At 51.1% G+C, this 17,037-nt stretch carries 8 protein-coding genes and 4 tRNA genes; 7 read left to right on the top strand and 5 right to left on the bottom strand.

Annotation, left to right across the window (positions count from 1 at the left end; all coding sequences use genetic code 11):
- Nucleotides 1–596: 596 nt before the first annotated feature.
- Nucleotides 597–3,272, bottom strand: a complete 2,676-nt coding sequence (gene secA / locus MXE39_RS07015; RefSeq protein ID WP_246978947.1) for a preprotein translocase subunit SecA — start codon at nucleotides 3,270–3,272, stop codon at nucleotides 597–599.
- Nucleotides 3,273–4,499: 1,227 nt separating this feature from the next.
- Here secA and MXE39_RS07010 point away from each other — a divergent pair.
- Nucleotides 4,500–5,381: a CbrC family protein gene (locus MXE39_RS07010; protein ID WP_246978948.1), complete on the top strand. Its 882-nt coding sequence runs from the start codon at nucleotides 4,500–4,502 to the stop codon at nucleotides 5,379–5,381.
- 697 nt (nucleotides 5,382–6,078) lie between these two features.
- On the opposite strand, the gene MXE39_RS07005 is transcribed toward MXE39_RS07010, so the two are convergent.
- The 4 genes from MXE39_RS07005 to MXE39_RS06990 all read right to left on the bottom strand — a co-directional run bounded on the left by MXE39_RS07005 (nucleotide 6,079) and on the right by MXE39_RS06990 (nucleotide 6,471).
- Nucleotides 6,079–6,154, bottom strand: a tRNA-Gly gene (locus MXE39_RS07005).
- 33 nt (nucleotides 6,155–6,187) lie between these two features.
- Nucleotides 6,188–6,263: transfer RNA gene (locus MXE39_RS07000), tRNA-Gly, on the bottom strand.
- Nucleotides 6,264–6,294: 31 nt separating this feature from the next.
- Nucleotides 6,295–6,370 (bottom strand) — tRNA-Gly (locus MXE39_RS06995).
- Nucleotides 6,371–6,395: 25 nt separating this feature from the next.
- A tRNA-Gly gene (locus MXE39_RS06990) sits at nucleotides 6,396–6,471 on the bottom strand.
- A 971-nt stretch (nucleotides 6,472–7,442) separates the two neighbouring features.
- Between MXE39_RS06990 and asd the strand changes: the two genes are divergently transcribed.
- The 6 genes from asd to pykF all read left to right on the top strand — a co-directional run bounded on the left by asd (nucleotide 7,443) and on the right by pykF (nucleotide 16,992).
- The gene (asd, locus tag MXE39_RS06985; RefSeq protein WP_246978949.1) at nucleotides 7,443–8,321 is read left to right on the top strand and encodes an archaetidylserine decarboxylase; all 879 of its coding nucleotides are present in this window, start codon (nucleotides 7,443–7,445) and stop codon (nucleotides 8,319–8,321) included.
- Between the two features lie 1,413 nt (nucleotides 8,322–9,734).
- Entirely contained in the window at nucleotides 9,735–11,543 is a 1,809-nt protein-coding gene (frdA, locus tag MXE39_RS06980; RefSeq protein ID WP_246978950.1) for a fumarate reductase (quinol) flavoprotein subunit, read from the top strand.
- Between the two features lie 2 nt (nucleotides 11,544–11,545).
- Nucleotides 11,546–12,292: a succinate dehydrogenase/fumarate reductase iron-sulfur subunit gene (locus MXE39_RS06975; protein WP_246978951.1), complete on the top strand. Its 747-nt coding sequence runs from the start codon at nucleotides 11,546–11,548 to the stop codon at nucleotides 12,290–12,292.
- 5 nt (nucleotides 12,293–12,297) lie between these two features.
- Nucleotides 12,298–12,750 carry a hypothetical protein gene (locus MXE39_RS06970; protein WP_246978952.1) on the top strand — a complete coding sequence of 151 codons (453 nt, stop codon included), beginning with the start codon at nucleotides 12,298–12,300 and terminating at the stop codon, nucleotides 12,748–12,750.
- A 14-nt stretch (nucleotides 12,751–12,764) separates the two neighbouring features.
- Nucleotides 12,765–13,139 carry a fumarate reductase subunit FrdD gene (gene frdD / locus MXE39_RS06965; protein ID WP_246978953.1) on the top strand — a complete coding sequence of 125 codons (375 nt, stop codon included), beginning with the start codon at nucleotides 12,765–12,767 and terminating at the stop codon, nucleotides 13,137–13,139.
- Between the two features lie 2,437 nt (nucleotides 13,140–15,576).
- Nucleotides 15,577–16,992, top strand: a complete 1,416-nt coding sequence (gene pykF / locus MXE39_RS06960; RefSeq protein ID WP_281503463.1) for a pyruvate kinase PykF — start codon at nucleotides 15,577–15,579, stop codon at nucleotides 16,990–16,992.
- Nucleotides 16,993–17,037 lie beyond the last annotated feature (45 nt).

Below are 17,037 nucleotides of genomic sequence, written 5' to 3'. Positions count from 1 at the left end.
GAATTAAAGTAGTATCCTTTGTAATTGTTCACGGTTCTATGCAAAATTAGCGTATACAGGCCAAATCAGGCCCTGAAAAACCTGCCTCCCAAATGCCCTCAAAAACCGCAAATCCCCGTCGCTGCGTCACTGCCGGGCTCAAAGCCACCCACCCTGCTCTCTGATCTCCAGCTCCTGATACCCAAAATACACCCTGCAACACTCGGAAACCGCCACAGCTCCGCCTAAATCATCCTGCCTTACCAGACATGATCTCAGCTTAGCTAAGCGGAGCTTACACAGCTTATGCTTCGCAGGGATCAATGCTGACATATGCATGGCTGACATGGCAGCTCACGCCGTCATAAAGCCAGCCGGGCATGGCAGCTCGCTGCCAGCTGATGCGCCTGGCCTGCTGGCTGTATGCGCGGTGCTATGAGGGCGAAGCTGCAATGAGCTGCCCGTAAAAAGCAACAGACCACCACGGTATGGCCATAAAGGTTTTACCGGGGTGGTCTGCTGCTGACAGCACTGCTGTGCACGGTGGTGCTGCGTACTGCTGTACGCGGCGGTGCTGTACTTAAAGTTTTAGCAAGTGCCTGTGACTGTAGCCAGGATTAGCGGGCCTTGCCGTGGCAGTCCTTGTACTTCTTGCCTGAGCCGCATGGGCATGGGTCATTGCGGCCAATGCTTGGCTGCATTAAGGACTCTGCAGCTGCGGCGTTCTGGCGAGCATCTTCCTCAGCACGGCGGGCCTCTTCAGCGGCAATCTCCTCAGGAGATGGTCGCATCTGAATCTGGACGCGGGAGAGCAGCTTGATTACCTGGAACTTGATGTTATCAAGCAGACGGGTAAAGAGGTTGAAGGACTGAATCTTGTACTCGTTCTTAGGATTACGCTGAGCATAGCCCTGCAGGCCAATACCAAGACGCATGTAATCCATGGCGGCAAGATGCTCTTTCCACAGGGTATCGATGGTCTGAAGCATAACGCCCTTTTCAAGCTGCTTCTGGTTTTCCTCACCGATAACCTTGCACTTCATGTCGTACAGTTCCTGAGCACGTGCAACAATGCGCTCACGTACATCCTGCTCGACCAGCTTGCTGTCCTCTTCCATCCACTTGCCGACAGGGGCATCGACAACAAACTCTGCCATCAGGCGCTCTTCGAGCTCCTTGACCTTCCAGGACTCCGGCAGAGAATTAGGCTCTATGTACTCGTCGATAACGCTGTTAAAGACGTCGATACGGATGTTGGTAATGGTCTCGGATACATCCTCACCATTTAACAGAGCATTACGCTCCTCGTAGATAACCTTGCGCTGCTGATTGGCAACGTCGTCAAACTCAAGCAGGCTCTTACGGATATCGAAGTTTCTGGTCTCAACCTTACGCTGAGCAGACTCGATAGCACGGGTAACAAACTTGTGCTCCAGAGGCTGACCATCTTCCATGCCCATACGCTTCATGAAGTTCTTGAGCTTGTCAGAACCAAACAGGCGCATCAGATTGTCATCCATAGACAGGTAGAAGCGTGAAGAACCAGGGTCACCCTGACGACCGGCACGACCACGTAACTGATTGTCGATACGACGGGACTCGTGACGCTCAGAGCCGATGATGTGCAGACCACCTGCAGCCAGAACCTGATCATGGCGCTTCTGCCACTGGGCAGTTACACGATCGATATCCTTCTTTGAGGCATCAGGACCAAGGGCTTCAATTTCAGCTTTGAGGTTGCCACCGAGAATAATATCGGTACCACGACCGGCCATGTTGGTGGCGATGGTAACAGTGCCTGGTCGGCCTGCCTGGGCCACAATGTGGGCTTCTTTTTCGTGGAACTTGGCGTTGAGTACCTGATGGCGAATTTTGGCCTTGTTAAGCAGACTGGAGAGCTTTTCAGAGTTCTCAATGGAGATGGTACCAACCAGCACAGGACGGCCCTCGGCAACGCGCGCCTTGATGTCCTCAAGAATGGCGTTGTACTTCTCATCTTCAGACAGATAGATGAGGTCGGCCATGTCGTTACGAATCATTGGCTTGTTGGTTGGCAGAACTACGGTATTCAGACCATAGATCTGCTGGAATTCGTAAGCTTCGGTATCAGCAGTACCGGTCATACCGGCAAGCTTGTCGTACATACGGAAGTAGTTCTGGAAGGTAATGGTAGCCAGAGTCTGGTTTTCAGACTTGATGGCCACGCCTTCCTTGGCCTCAACAGCCTGGTGCAGACCGTCAGACCAGCGGCGGCCTTCCATCTTACGGCCGGAGTGCTCGTCAATGATTACTACTTCGCCGTTTGCTACCACGTAGTCTACGTCACGCTTGAACAGGGCATGAGCACGCAGGGCAGCCATGACGTGGTGGAGCAGCACGATATTACCTGATGAGAACAGGGAATCGTTTTCGTTGAGCAGACCGAGCTCACGGAGCAGATCCTCAACGTAAAGCTGGCCGCGCTCGGTCAGATAGGCCTGACGGAGCTTGAGATCAACGGTGTAGTGACCGTCGCCGGTGTAGTCCTCGGTATCCTCTTTTTCCTGGAGCTCCAGCTTTGGAATGATGCCGTCAATCTTGCGATAAAGCTCGGAGCTGTCTTCGGCCTGACCGGAAATAATCAGCGGAGTACGGGCCTCGTCGATAAGAACGGAGTCAACTTCGTCAACAAGTGCGTAGTTAAGCGGACGCTGAACACGCTGCTCTGGGGCATAGGCCATGTTGTCACGCAGGTAGTCGAAGCCGAACTCGTTATTGGTACCGTAGGTAACATCACAGGCGTAGGCAATGCGCTTGGAATCAGGATCCATACCTGGAATGTTGCAGCCTACAGTCATGCCCATGAACTCATAGAAAGGACGGGACCAGTCGGCGTCACGGCGGGCCAGGTAGTCGTTAACAGTAACTACGTGAACGCCCCTGCCGGTAAGAGCATTTAAGTAACATGGCATCAGAGCGGTGAGGGTCTTACCTTCACCGGTCTTCATTTCGGCAATCTGATTGGAGTTGAGAACCATGCCGCCCATGAGCTGTACATCAAATGGACGTAAACCAAGAGTACGCTTTGCAGCTTCACGTACAGCAGCGAAAACTTCAGGGAGAATATTCTCGAGGGTGGCGCCCTGCTCTAACTGCTCCTTGAAAGAGGCGGTGAGATCCTTGAACTCCTCATCCTTTAAAGCCTCATACTTTGGCTCAAGGGCATTAATCTGCCTGACGATTTTGTTTAAGCGCTTGATAGTACGCTGATTGCTGCTGCCAATGATCTTGGTAACGATTGATGTAATAAACATTTTTAATTAACACTGTTAGAGGAAACCACTGGCTATTATATAGCACTTTGGCATTATGGAAAGACTGGACGGAGGCGACCGGCATGCCATCCGTGCCGAAAAATCCGGGCTTTGCGGGCACCTTTGATCCCCTGTCTGCAGACAGTTCAGCCCCATGATCAGAGCGCATGGACTCACAGGACCATGTGAGCATAGCCGCTCAGCCTGATGGGCTCATTGAGGCATGGGTACACAGGCAGAGGGCGCATATTGCATCACGCTGTATCTTAGCAGGCCCGCCCTGGCTCAGGCACAGCTCCGGCCGAGGCTCAGATGCCCATGCTGCTGGACACGCATGTGGCTGCTCGTATAGCAGCGCAGCTTGCCTGCAGCCTGGCAGGCCCTGATCAGGCAACGCCTGTTAGAGGCTGCTGGCATCACAAGGTGCTATGAAACTGTATAAAGGATGAACTGCAGTAAGATCGGCCCTGTCAGTACAGCTGCAAAGATGCAGCATAAGTACGGAGCCTGACATGACCTGGAGCACCGGCGCAATTTAATGTGGTGCTTTACTGTCAGCTCTTAATATTGAGGGTGAACGCTAACCTGACAGATCTTATAAATTGCACGGCAGCAGCACCCGAGGCTGCTGGTGTATGGCTGATCTGTACAGCCCTTATTGTCAGTAGACTGTGCTCAGTCAGTACACCTGAGTCTTACCAGCATCATCTCAGGCAGTGGTGAAAAGCTGCATATAAGCCTTGCCTGTAACTGCTGACAGTTATTACATTGGGGCGGTACAGCTGTTTTTCAAGTACTGTGACCTGCATTACATTCAGCAAAGCCAGAATATGCTTATCCTGTAAGCCGGCCCCTGCCCGGCTTCCCGTGCCATGCCGCCATGCAGGCACGACCAGCAACCAGCACATCAACATCTGCGGCTATATATGAAAGCATGAGGCCCTGTGGACATACCCTATGTCAACCGCCCAGGCACGGTCAGCCTCAGGTCATGATGCCTCTATACTGAGCTTAATGCTGCAATATTGGCCTGCCAGCGCCACCTGAGTATCAGACTGCTGTAATGGCTCCAGTATGAGACTGCAGACCATGCAGCTTATGACAACTGCATGCATCACCTGCCTGTCTCTTTATTGCCCGCTGATATCCTCATTGGCCTCAGCCCCCATCATTGACACAGATATCATCATTGCCCCCGGGATACCATCATTGACCCTGGATAACATCATGGACGAGTTTGAGAAGAAATATATAGAAATCAAAAAGCTTCAGTCGCAGTGCGACAGCGGACCTCAGTGGGTAAACGCCCTTTATGAGCTTAAAGAAGAGCTGGAGCAAGATGACAGCACAGCTGCCCGTAAAGTACTGGTTAATGTCTATGACCAGCTCAACCTCAAGAAAAGTGCCTACGTGCTGCTAAAAGCCATAAGCTCTGACAGTAAGGGCGGTGCTGCTGCCACTGATCGCAAGATGCTCGGTCGCCTTGAAACTCTCAAAGAGCAGGCAGCGGGCTGGGCTGACCGTTTCCCACTGCCAAGAAGACTGTCAGAGGCGCAGCTGCAGCAACGACGCAAAGAGCTCTGTGAACTTGGTATCCCTGAATTTCGCTATCATCCGGATCCTGTGCTCAGTGGGGCCATAGAGCTTAGTGAAGAGCCTGTCACCTGTCAGTGCTGTGGCAAGCAGACAAAGGTAAGCTACAGTGGTCCATTTTATTCAGTGGAGGATGTCGACTGTCTGTGCCCGCAATGTATTGCTGATGGCAGTGCTGCAAAGAAGTACAAGGGCGAATTTCAGGATGAGTGCTCACTTGATGAAGGTTGCAGCAAAGAGGCTGTTGATGAGCTTATTTACCGTACCCCTGGATACAGAGGCTGGCAGCAGGAATACTGGAGGGCTCACTGCGGTGACTTCTGCGCCTATCTTGGCCCTGTTGGTGCCACAGAACTCAAAGCTCTGGGCCTGCTCGAAGAGGTTCTGGACGATGACTTCTGGGACGACGATGCAAAAGAAATGATAGCCATGAGCTGTAACGGAGGCCATATCCAGTGCTACCTGTTCAGATGTCTGCACTGCGGCCGGCATTTTGTCTACATGGACTACAGCTGATACCCGGCAATCAGCTCCATACCTGTACCGGCACCAGCCATCACCGCTCCGGAGCCGCTACGGCGCCAGCTATCGGCACACCATTGAGTGCCGCTGCCAGTAATCGTTGCTCCGGACCTGTAGCCATAGCCAGTTTGTTTTCGTCATCACGGCCCATGGCTGCACACATACCATGATGCAAAGGCAACAGTGCTGGCTGAGCTGATTGCCTCATCTTGGCCAGCCATGATCAGCAAGAGGCGGGTGTTCACTGGGCATTGGCCCACGTCAGCGCAGCATTTAGCCTTAATATTAATGAAGAGAGTGCTGGCATAGTGTCCCTGCAGAGATATGACCTGCTGGCCATAAAAGGACTGGCAAGAAAGGAAGATGACAGGACAGGACAGGACAGGACAGGGATGGACGGGACTGGGATGGACTGGAAAGCATCTGCACATATTGATGACTCTGTAGCGTGACATTATGACGTGGCAAAGTCAGCATATTTGACGCTGGTCAGATGACCAGTGATTACAGGCAAGGTCCGGGAACTTGAACTGGAAGGGGGGACAGGGATGAGGGTTCTGGTGGAAAAGGCACAAAAAAAGGACCTTGAGGTCCCTGTGCTGGCCGCGTGCCGGCTGATGGATTTTTTGTGTGTCCAGAAACGAAAAAAGGTGCCTGCAGCACCCGTTCTCATCCTGAAACTGCTTAAGTCTGGAGCGGGAAACGAGGTTCGAACTCGCGACCCTAACCATGGCAAGGTTATGCTCTACCAACTGAGCTATTCCCGCATCTAGATTAAGAGTTTCTGACCTGTCTTACATTGGAGCGGGAAACGAGGTTCGAACTCGCGACCCTAACCATGGCAAGGTTATGCTCTACCAACTGAGCTATTCCCGCATGTAAGTCAAGTTTTTAAATACTTCGTCTTTGGAGCGGGAAACGAGGTTCGAACTCGCGACCCTAACCATGGCAAGGTTATGCTCTACCAACTGAGCTATTCCCGCATTTCAAAGAATCTGTATTTTAATTTGGAGCGGGAAACGAGGTTCGAACTCGCGACCCTAACCATGGCAAGGTTATGCTCTACCAACTGAGCTATTCCCGCTCTCCATGCCGCAGCATTATAAGGACTTTTTTACCCAATGCAAGCATTTTTTTAAATTTTTTTTAACTTTTTCGCGTCCATTTGTCACAAATCAGATATAAATCAAATTTTCCCTTTCCCCGGCGTGGTAAGATTTAATGCTGCGCTGCATTAAATTGCCCCCAAAAACTGCACACTGGCCGTACATCCCACCATAGACAGCCCTGTCACATTCAGTATCACAACATTCAGACATTTTACTGTCAGCTGTATTCAGTCCCCCGTCTCATTCAAACATCCCTATTGCCTGCCCCTGTCATCTTTCCTGGTATTCGATTTCAAAGTGCGTTGTTGTGTGCCTGCGCTTCATTCTGCAGCTACGCTGAGCCCTTCGACTTTAGAAGCTGCCGTTCGTCTGTGTGCATACAGCAATAAAGACAGTCTCTGCTCTGGCATAAAGCAACCTGCATGGCACAAAGTGACTTAGCTTTCAGACTTGCTGAGCAAGTCATCTTAATATGCCTTATGCGATAGTCGGCCCTTACAAGGTCAGCATCAGCATCAGGGCATGCTTTATAAAAGTCATGTGCCCTATGCTCTGGATACCATCGGCCCTCCCTCCAGGGAGCAGTGATTGCAGCACATGTCAGCTCTGTCTGTTTGAGTGTATGGGGCTGAACATGCTGAACAGACCGAACCGTCTTTCATCAGTTGCTGTTATTCGGCGCTGAGACTGACTGGCATACTGGCGACTGGTGATGCCATTGCTGCGGTGATCCTGACAGGTATTGAAAGCAGTCTGTCTTTTCCATAAGTTAAATGAGCGATTATTAAGCTCATACCAGGGCAAGTAACAGTACAGCCCCCTGCTGCCGGCAGGAGGCCGCGCGCTGCGGCTCACAGGGTATGCTGCCTGTCTTTTGCAATAGGTTTACAGTTTGACAGCAGTGACTGAACTTTGCACAATTGAGCCCCCTGCTGAGGAGAATCATATGTTTGGGCTGCTTTTAAAAGTTTTTGAATACCTTACCCCACTTTCAACTCTTACCTATCTGTCCTCCAGGCTGACAGATGCCAAAATGGGTGGCTTTACTCAGTGGCTGATCGGCAAGTTCGTTGCTACTTATAAGATCAACCTTGAGGAGTGTGAAAACAGTGACCTCAAGAGCTACGAGACTTTCAATGACTTCTTTATCAGAAAGCTCAAGCCAGAGGCCCGTCCAGTTGCCTCAGCTGACAGCTGCATTGCCGTATCCCCTGTAGACGGTACTGTAGGTCAGGCTGCCAACATCAAAGCTGGCCGTCTTATCCAGGCCAAGGGTATTGATTACAGCCTTATGGCTCTTGTAGGTGGCCGCAAGCAGGATAATGACCTTTTTGAGGATGGCAACTTTGCCTGCGTCTATCTGTCTCCGGCAAACTACCACCGCATTCACATGCCTATGGAAGGCAAGCTGCTGCGTACCATTCATATCCCAGGCCGCCACTTCCCTGTAGGCCGTCGCAATGTCTCCTACATGGATGACCTCTTTACCAAGAATGAGCGCCTTGTCTGTATCTTCCAGACTGCCCGAGGCCCAATGGCTGTCATTATGGTCGGCGCTGCCATGGTAGGCTCCATTGGCACCGTCTGGGACGGTACTGTTGTGCGCCGCTCCGGCATCGAGGTCAAGGAATATGCTGACCGCAACATGATCTATGGACGTGGCGATGAGATTGGCCACTTCAAGTTCGGCTCCACTGTCATTACCCTGTGGCCAAAGGAGCTGGGCGATCTCTGCCCTGACTTCCAGCCAGGCGCCCCGGTAAAGATGGGCCAGAGCATGATTGGCAACACCCGTCTTGCCGACGCCACCTTCTCAAAGAGCTAAGCTGCCTCTAAAAGCAGCCTGGCTGGCACTCTCCGGCTGCGCTGAGCACGTCCGATTCGTGCCAGACCAAGGACGTGCTGGTCAGGCCCGGGACGACCAGGCCCCCACCAGGTACCGTTGAATTCCCTTGTGCATCCCACCTGCAGGTTCATAAGTCCTGGCGGCATTGCGGCATTTCAGCACGGTAACCATAGCCGCATGGCTGACTGTACTGAATTGATTTGCAGATAAGTTTGTGTACTGAACTTAAATATAAGCGCTGAAAAGTGCACTATTAATACAGCTTGCGGCGCTGGTGCACAGGAGGTCTGGACAGCAGATCTGTTGCTGTCTGTCATGATGTCTGCCCGGGCGCGCTCTTACCAGGCGCCAGCCTGGATCCAGGGTGAGCTCTTACAAGGCGCAAGCCTGGATCCAGGGTGTGCGTGCACTGCAAACTTGTGGTCCTGTGTAAATTGCCAAAAAAGCCCCTCTGAATTTGTGCTCATGAGGGGCTTTTTTGTATATAAAACACCACTTTTTTGAACGAAAACGCCATGCCAGTGGGATTTTTAGAGGTCCTGAATATTGACTGCAAATGTCGTCGCAAGCCCCATATTCCGGGGCATTGAGCATTCCATCTCGGAGCATGTACATAGCTCAAATAAGATTTTTGGTGGCGAAGTTCGCATTTTTGACTACTCGATCGCATTGAATATTACAATTCACGATAGAATATTCTTTATGACTTTTTAAGGCTTTTGTGCATTGCACATGACCTGCAGAGCCCGGCCGGGATCATACTCCCTGGTTTGTGGCCGCATTTAAGGCATTGCCGAGAAGTAATTCAGATCTGTCTGAACGCAGCATTAATGCCATTATGTTCTTCTATGGGGCACCATGCGCACAGCTGCAGATTCCGTCATCAGGGGACCTTAACTGCCTGTCCTGATACTGAGCATGCAGTAGACAAGGGATCTCAGGCAGACAGAATCAAAAACAAACAGGACCTGCCATCTGCAGCAGGTAACAGGAATTACATGGGAGTCCCTGCCTTACCGTTTTCCCCAACAGGATCACTGATGCCTGAGGGCACCTGTTTTACCTGAGCTGCCACGCTGCAGCACGGGAGAGTACGGACTTTGTCCCCATAAAATGATTTCTTTGAGAAATCCTCCTGGACCACTCTGACCCGTTTCAGAATGACCCGGGTAAATATCCCGACTTTCAGCCCGGTTTGTTGATAAAAACGAATCAGAAATCAGTAACGGATGATATCTAGATAATTGCCTGCAATTTCTTTGTCTTTCCGTGATCTTGACTGGCTTTTGTTGGGGAAATATGCCCCTTAGTATGGTATATTAAACACGATTTTTGCTGTTTGCCTCGGGTGATCTGTCATTTATGAATACACTCAGGGCTTAGGAGATACACGTGGAAAAAATTCAAGCTGACGTTGCAATCGTCGGTGCTGGCGGAAGTGGCTTACGTGCCGCTATTGCAGTAGCACAGGCTGATCCAAAGCTTCGCGTTGCACTGATTTCAAAGGTTTACCCAATGCGTTCCCATACTGTGGCCGCAGAAGGTGGTGCTGCTGGTGTTGTTCGTGATGACGACTCTTACCAGAAGCACTTTGAAGATACTGTTGCAGGCGGTGACTGGCTGTGCGAGCAGGACGTAGTTGAGTACTTCGTCCGTCACACCACCGAAGAACTGTTCCAGTTAGAGCACTGGGGCTGCCCATGGAGCCGTAAGGATGACGGTGACGTAAACGTACGTCGTTTCGGTGGTATGAAGGTACCTCGTACCTGGTTCGCCGCTGACAAGTCCGGCTTCCACATGCTCCATACCTTATTCCAGACCTCCGTACAGTTCCCATCAATCGAGCGTTTTGATGAGCACTTCGTTCTGGACCTCCTCGTTGAGGAAGGCGTATGCCGTGGTGTCGTAGCTTTCGACATGCAGAATGGTGTATTCCGTCAGATCAATGCCAAGTCCGTAATCATCGCCACTGGTGGTGCAGGCCGTGCCTACATCTTCAACACTGACGGCGGTATCGTTACTGGCGACGGTATTTCCCTGGCCTACCGTCACGGCGTACCTATCCGTGACATGGAGTTCGTACAGTACCACCCAACCGGTCTGCTCGGCTGCGGTATCTTAATGACCGAAGGCTGCCGTGGTGAAGGCGGTGTTATGTACAACAAGGACGGCTACCGTTACTTACAGGACTACGGTCTGGGCCCTGAGACTCCAGTTGGTCATCCAAAGAACAAGTACATGGAATTAGGTCCACGTGATCGTGTATCTCAGGCCTTCTGGCAGGAATCCCGTAAGGGCCGCACCATCAAGTATCCATTAGGTGAAGCCGTTCACCTCGACCTTACTCACCTTGGTGAGAAGTACCTGCACGAGCGTCTCCCATTAATCTGCGAACTGGCTAAGACCTACTCCGGTGTTGACCCAGTCAAGCAGCCTGTTCCGGTACGTCCAGTAGTTCACTACACCATGGGCGGTATTGAGACCGATGGCAAGACCGCTACCCGCATGCCAGGTCTGTACGCAGCCGGCGAGTGTGCCTCCGTAGGTATTCACGGTGCCAACCGTCTGGGTTCCAACTCTCTGGTTGAGACCGTTGTATTCGGTAAGGTATCCGGTGACGAGGCTGCCAAGCGCGCTCACGAAATCAAGCACCACGACTCCAAGGAACTGGACCGTCAGGCTGAGGCCGCCATGGCTCGCGCTCTGGCCTTATTTGATGTTCAGGGCAATGAGTCTCAGTACAAGATCCGTACTGAAATGGGCGAGAGCATGGAAAAGGGCGTTGGTATTTACCGTGAAGGCGATACCATGCAGGAGACCATTGATGTACTCAAGGACCTCCGCAAGCGCATAAAGAATGTTCCATTAACCGATCGCGGCCGTGTATTCAACACCGAGTGGATGAACTTAATCGAGCTTGGTTACACCCTCGACTGTGCCGAGACCATGGTTCACTCTGCCATCAACCGTAAGGAATCCCGTGGTTCCCACCAGCGTCTGGACGGCCCTGACGGCGCTTACCAGCAGCGTGATGACAAGAACTTCCTCAAGCACACTCTCGCTGTTTACAACGCTGAGACTGGTTTACCAGACATTTCCTACAGCGAAGTCAAGATCACCACCTTCCAGCCTGCCAAGCGTGTATACGGCGCCGAAGCTGAGGCTGCCGAAGCCGCCAAGAAGCAGAAGGAGGCTAAGTAATAATGGCACAGCAGAAGACCATGAAGATTACTGTCGTCCGTTATCGCCCAGAGCAGGACGAGAAGCCATGGGAACAGACTTTTGATGTTCCTTACATCCACGAGACCTCCGTATTAGAGGCCCTGTTCTACATCAAGGACCACTTTGAGCCAAGCCTCTCTTTCCGCTGGTCCTGCCGTATGGCCGTTTGCGGTTCCTGCGGTATGATGGTTAACGGTGTTCCTCACCTGGCATGTAAGACCTTCTTACGTGACTACGAGGGCAAGGACATGAAGATCGCTCCACTCGACAACTTCCCTGTTGAGCGCGATCTGGTTGTTGATATCTCCGACCTCATCGAGAAGATCGAGCGTATCAAGCCATATATCATTCCTGCCGAGAAGGACAAGAACAAGCCTTTAACTGAAGGCTACAAGCAGACTCCACAGCAGATGGAAGCCTACCGTCAGTTCTCACAGTGTATTAACTGTGGCTGCTGCTACGCTGCCTGCCCTCAGTACAAGCTGAACAAGGAGTTCATCGGCCCAGCCGCTCTGACTCTGTTATATCGTTACAACATTGATAACCGTGATGGTGGTAAGGCACTTCGTCTTCCATATCTCAACGCTGAAGAAGGCGTCTGGAGCTGTACATTCGTTGGTTACTGCTCCGAGGTTTGCCCTAAGCACGTTGACCCAAGCTCCGCAATCCAGCTGGGTAAGAAGATGAGCGCTACCGATTACGTCATCAGAATGTTCAAGCCGGAGTAAAACAAATGAGTGATGTAAAGAACTATCGCAAGCCTTACAACCCTCCAGTAGACAACTTCTGGTGGACCAAGAATCCATTCTTCTTCCGCTATATTCTCCGTGAGGGCACTGCCGCATGTGCTCTGTTCGTAGCAGCTGAAGTATTACTTGGTATTTTCATGTTCTTACTTAGCGACTTCGGCAGCGAAGTTGCTACTGCCAAGAACGCAGCCCCATACCTCTGGTGGGTTCAGGACTTCCTGGGCAACCCTCTGGTATTACTCATTAACGTAGCCGCTCTTGGCGGTCTGGCATTCCACGCCGTAACCTGGTTTGCCTTAATGCCAAAGGCTGTTCGTGTATTTATGAACAAGCACACCACTGAGCTCGTTCCTGAAAACTTAATCATTGGCAGCCTCTATGCTGCAGCCGGCGGCGCTACCGTAATCATCTTACTTGCCGCTTTCGCCAGCATGTAATAGGAGACAAAGACATGCAGAACAAGCCACAGAGATCCGATGAGCCAATCTTCTGGTTATTATTCGGTGGCGGCGGTATGGCCGCAGCAATGGCATTACCAGCTATCCTGATCGTTTTAATCGCTGCTGGTTTAAGCTCCCCAGATCTGACCTCCGGTTTATTAAACTTCGAGCAGGCCAGAGCCATCATGGGCAGCTGGATTGCCAACCTGATCTTATTCACTGTGTTAGGCGGCGTATTCTTCCACGCCTTACACCGTCTGTACCACTCCTTACATGACTTTGGCATCCACACCACCAAGTTACACCACTACGTGTTCTACGGTGCTGCCTGCGCCCTTACCTTTGGCGCCATGTTCTTACAGTTAGCTGCTTACTTCAAGGCCTGATTAAGGCCCTGCAGATGCAGGAATCTGTAAAAGGATCAGAAAAAGCTGGCTTCGGCCAGCTTTTTCTTTTTCAAAATCTCAACCTCAAAAAATCAACCGGCCTTCCGCCGCGCTCATCCGCGCCCCAGCGCTTTAAGGCCCTGCCCCCAGCACCACCTTACCCCGCCACTTTCGGCCCTGCGACTCATCGCCCCGCTCCGACACTTCCGGCCCTGCGCCTCATCGCCCCGTTCCACCAATTTCAGCCACCGCGCCTCATCGCCCCCGCTCCGCCACTTTCGGCCCCTGGCCTCATCATCCCCGCTCCGCCACTTTCAGCCCAGCGATTTAACGCCTCAGCAGCACCGGCGTCCTCAGCGTTTAAAGCTCCACCATGCCGCCATCAGCCCTGCGCTTCATCCCCCACCTCGACACTTTTTGTTCATGTGTTTCCCTGAATTATCAGCACCATTTCCGGCATCAGAACCTGTCCGGATCCAGATCAGCACTGAAGATCAGTACACTCCTGAATGCAGCCCATTTCATGAACACAGGTCTATTACTGCCTCTTTCCTGATCCCTGCAGCTTGCCACAGTCATAGCTTCACAGTCATACACATAACCATATCAAGCTCACACTGCCCTCAGACCCTGCCACAGCATGACACATGCCCCTTCGAAGCTACCTGACGGCTACAGCACGTACAACGCTCCATAGCCCTGGGCAATGGCAGCGGCATAAGAGTACTGCAGTAAGGTGTGACGCAGAACTCGGGCTCGGTACACTGCAGCCCCCAATGCCATAGCCTGCGAAAGTGGCCACTTTCAGTCATAACGTTAAGCATCACATCACCAGTTGGGAGCCTCAGCATACCTGAGCCTGCATTTCATCCAACATATCCCTGTCGATTCAACGCTGCAGACAATGACTTCAAAGCCCATAGAAAGTCTCATAAGCACGTCCTGCTGAAACCGCCCAGGCTCAACCTGTATGGCATTCATGACCATCCAGGCAAGAACAGCACAGCTCCTTTACCATCAGTCAACATCACAAGCACGAGTCACGTTTAAGTGCCATTGCGTTGCGCCAGCAGGAATCCCCCCGTACCTGACACAATCCGGCCCAACTGGGTTCCTTATGGTCCTGCCTTGAAATACGCCTCATTGTAATTATGCGCAATCAATATATTTTGCAAAGCATATATGGAGCTCACTTACAAAGACAAACTTACTGCCCTGTTAGCAGCAACATCCTTAACTGTTGAGTCTAGTAGCAGCTGTATACCTTTTATAAAGGATTATTTTACAGGCATAGCTTCATGCAGCTGATGAAATGGCCGTAATGACAGCTCAAGCGTAATGTCAGCACCAGCGTAATGACCTGATCAACGTCAAACAATCCAGCAAGAGGTATAGAGGTCTGCTCCTGTAACAGAAAAGCATCTTTATGATGGGCTGATAAAGTGCGGTTGCTGAGTATGAGTTGCTGTGGCTGGCATGAATAAGACGTGTATTGAATGCAGGCATGCAGGAAAAAGACAGGAGAGAAAACGCAGATATCTACCCAGGCAAAGGGCAAAGCCGTGAGCATCATTGCATCCTGGTCGTGTTCTGCTGCTGGAACATGAGCAGCCGGGGGAGATGTGAGAGGCTGTGGGAGCAATGGCCAATGTACCTGTGGGTGGGTGGCACGGCCCAATATACCTTGGGGTGGGTGGCACGGCCCAATATACCTTGGGGTGGGTGGCACGGCCCAATGTACCTGGTGGTGAGGGCAAAGGTAATAGAAATCTGCCAAAAACGTGCGGGTCGTTTTTCGGAAGCCGTCATATATCAATAAGAATCACTGTTATCTAAAGGGCATATACAGGCGGTTTATGCGTTTATGCAAATTTTGCATTATGTTGCAGTTTTGTTGCATTGTTTTGCTGAAATGTTGCAAAAAGCCTGCGTACGGCCCAGGAGGGATGCCCAGTGCTTTGTCCAGACATACATATGGCTGTAAATGTAAGTTTTCTTCCAGGGGCTTTGCTGCTGTCCCGCATGGCAAATAGCGCAGTACTGTTTTGACCTTGGATACAAGTGCCTTATTTATGCGGTTTTAAAACTATCATTTCAATGGCATTAACACCATAGCCTGATCTTATGAAACAAAGGCACCGGCAAATGCAACAGACTGCAAAACAATGAAAATATGTGTCATTTACCGCCTCAATTTAGAGCAATTTATAAAACCCCCTTAATAATATGGCCTTTTATGGTGCTTTTTATGGGCTGTTTGAGTGGCAAAATGAGTCAGACCTCACGCTTATTCTATTTGTTTAAAAAAATTGATAAAAATCGCTGTTTTTTTATCAATTTACCCTTGATTTTACGTTATTTTTAAATGCCTTTTGATATAATCAGCGCGCTAAAAATTCAGTTAGAAAGAACAACCGTCACGAGGTATTTGTAAGTGCTGAAGAAAACCAAAATGGTTTGCACCATTGGCCCTAAGTCCGAAAATCGCGAAGTCATGGAAACCTTATTAAACGCTGGCATGAACGTCATGCGTTTAAACTTCTCCCACGGTGACTTCGAGGAACATGGTGGTCGTATCACCAATTTAGAGGCCATCATGAAGGATACCGGCAAGATCTTCGCCGTCCTTCTTGATACCCGTGGTCCTGAGATCCGTACCTGCTCCCTGGAAAATGGCCAGGACATCCAGCTGGTAACCGGTCAGAAGATTACCATCACCACCGACAGCTCCGTTGTAGGCAACCGTGAAATTATCAGCGTTACCTACCCAGATCTGGCCCGCGACCTCAACGAGGGCGACATCGTACTGCTCGACGACGGCTTAATTGCCTTAAAGGTTTTAAGCACCACTGATACTGAAGTATCCTGTGAGGTTTTAAACAATGGCCACCTGGGTGAGAAGAAGGGCGTTAACCTGCCTAACACCCACATCTCCATGCCATTCTTATCTGAGCACGACAAGAATGACCTGCTGTTCGGTATCAAGCGTGATGTTGACTACGTAGCCGCCTCCTTTACCCGTAACCGTCAGGACGTTATGGATATTCGTAACTTCCTCAACGAGAACGGCGGCCAGAAGATCAAGATTATTGCCAAGATCGAGAACCAGGAAGGCATCGATAACTTTGAGGACATCCTCAGCGTTGCTGACGCCATCATGGTTGCCCGTGGCGACCTTGGCGTAGAGATCCCTGCTCAGGAAGTTATCTTCCACCAGAAGCACATAATCAAGCGCTGCAACGAGATCGGCAAGCCAGTTATTACTGCTACCCAGATGCTGGACTCCATGATCAAGAACCCACGTCCTACCCGTGCAGAGGCCGGTGACGTTGCCAATGCAATTCTTGACGGTACCGACGCTGTAATGCTCTCCGGTGAGTCTGCCAAGGGCAAGTACCCATTAGAGGCTGTCTCCACCATGGCTACCATCTGCCGTCGTGCTGACCGTGAAGTTCATGCCGCTATTAATCCTCCACGCTACAAGTCCAAGCTTCCTAATGTAACCGACGCTGTAAGTCTGGCTGCTGTTGAGGCTGCTGAGACCCTGGGCACCCAGCTTATCGTAGTAGCCACCGAGAGCGGCTTTGCTCCACGTGCTATCCGCAAGTACTTCCCAACCTCTTTCATTCTGGCTCTGACCCCAAACATGAAGACAGCCCGTCAGCTCTGTCTGGTTCGTGGTGTTATTCCTACTGTTGTTGACCGTATCCAGTCTACTGACGAGTTCTTTGAGCTGGGCAAGAAGCTCGCCGTTGAAAGTGGTCTGGCCAAGAAGGGCGACAAGATCCTGATGGTGTCCGGTGCTCTGGTTCCTTCTGGCACCACCAACACCTTATCTGTTCACGAGATCTAATCCGTTTAGGAGAGCATTCTCCTGTAACTAATTGAATCTCAAAAA

Origin of the sequence: Anaerobiospirillum sp. NML120511 (assembly GCF_023050955.1) — a bacterium.
Lineage (GTDB): Bacteria > Pseudomonadota > Gammaproteobacteria > Enterobacterales > Succinivibrionaceae > Anaerobiospirillum.
The sequence above is the reverse complement of the archived record's forward strand: the minus strand, read 5'-3'. Positions and strand labels throughout refer to the sequence as shown.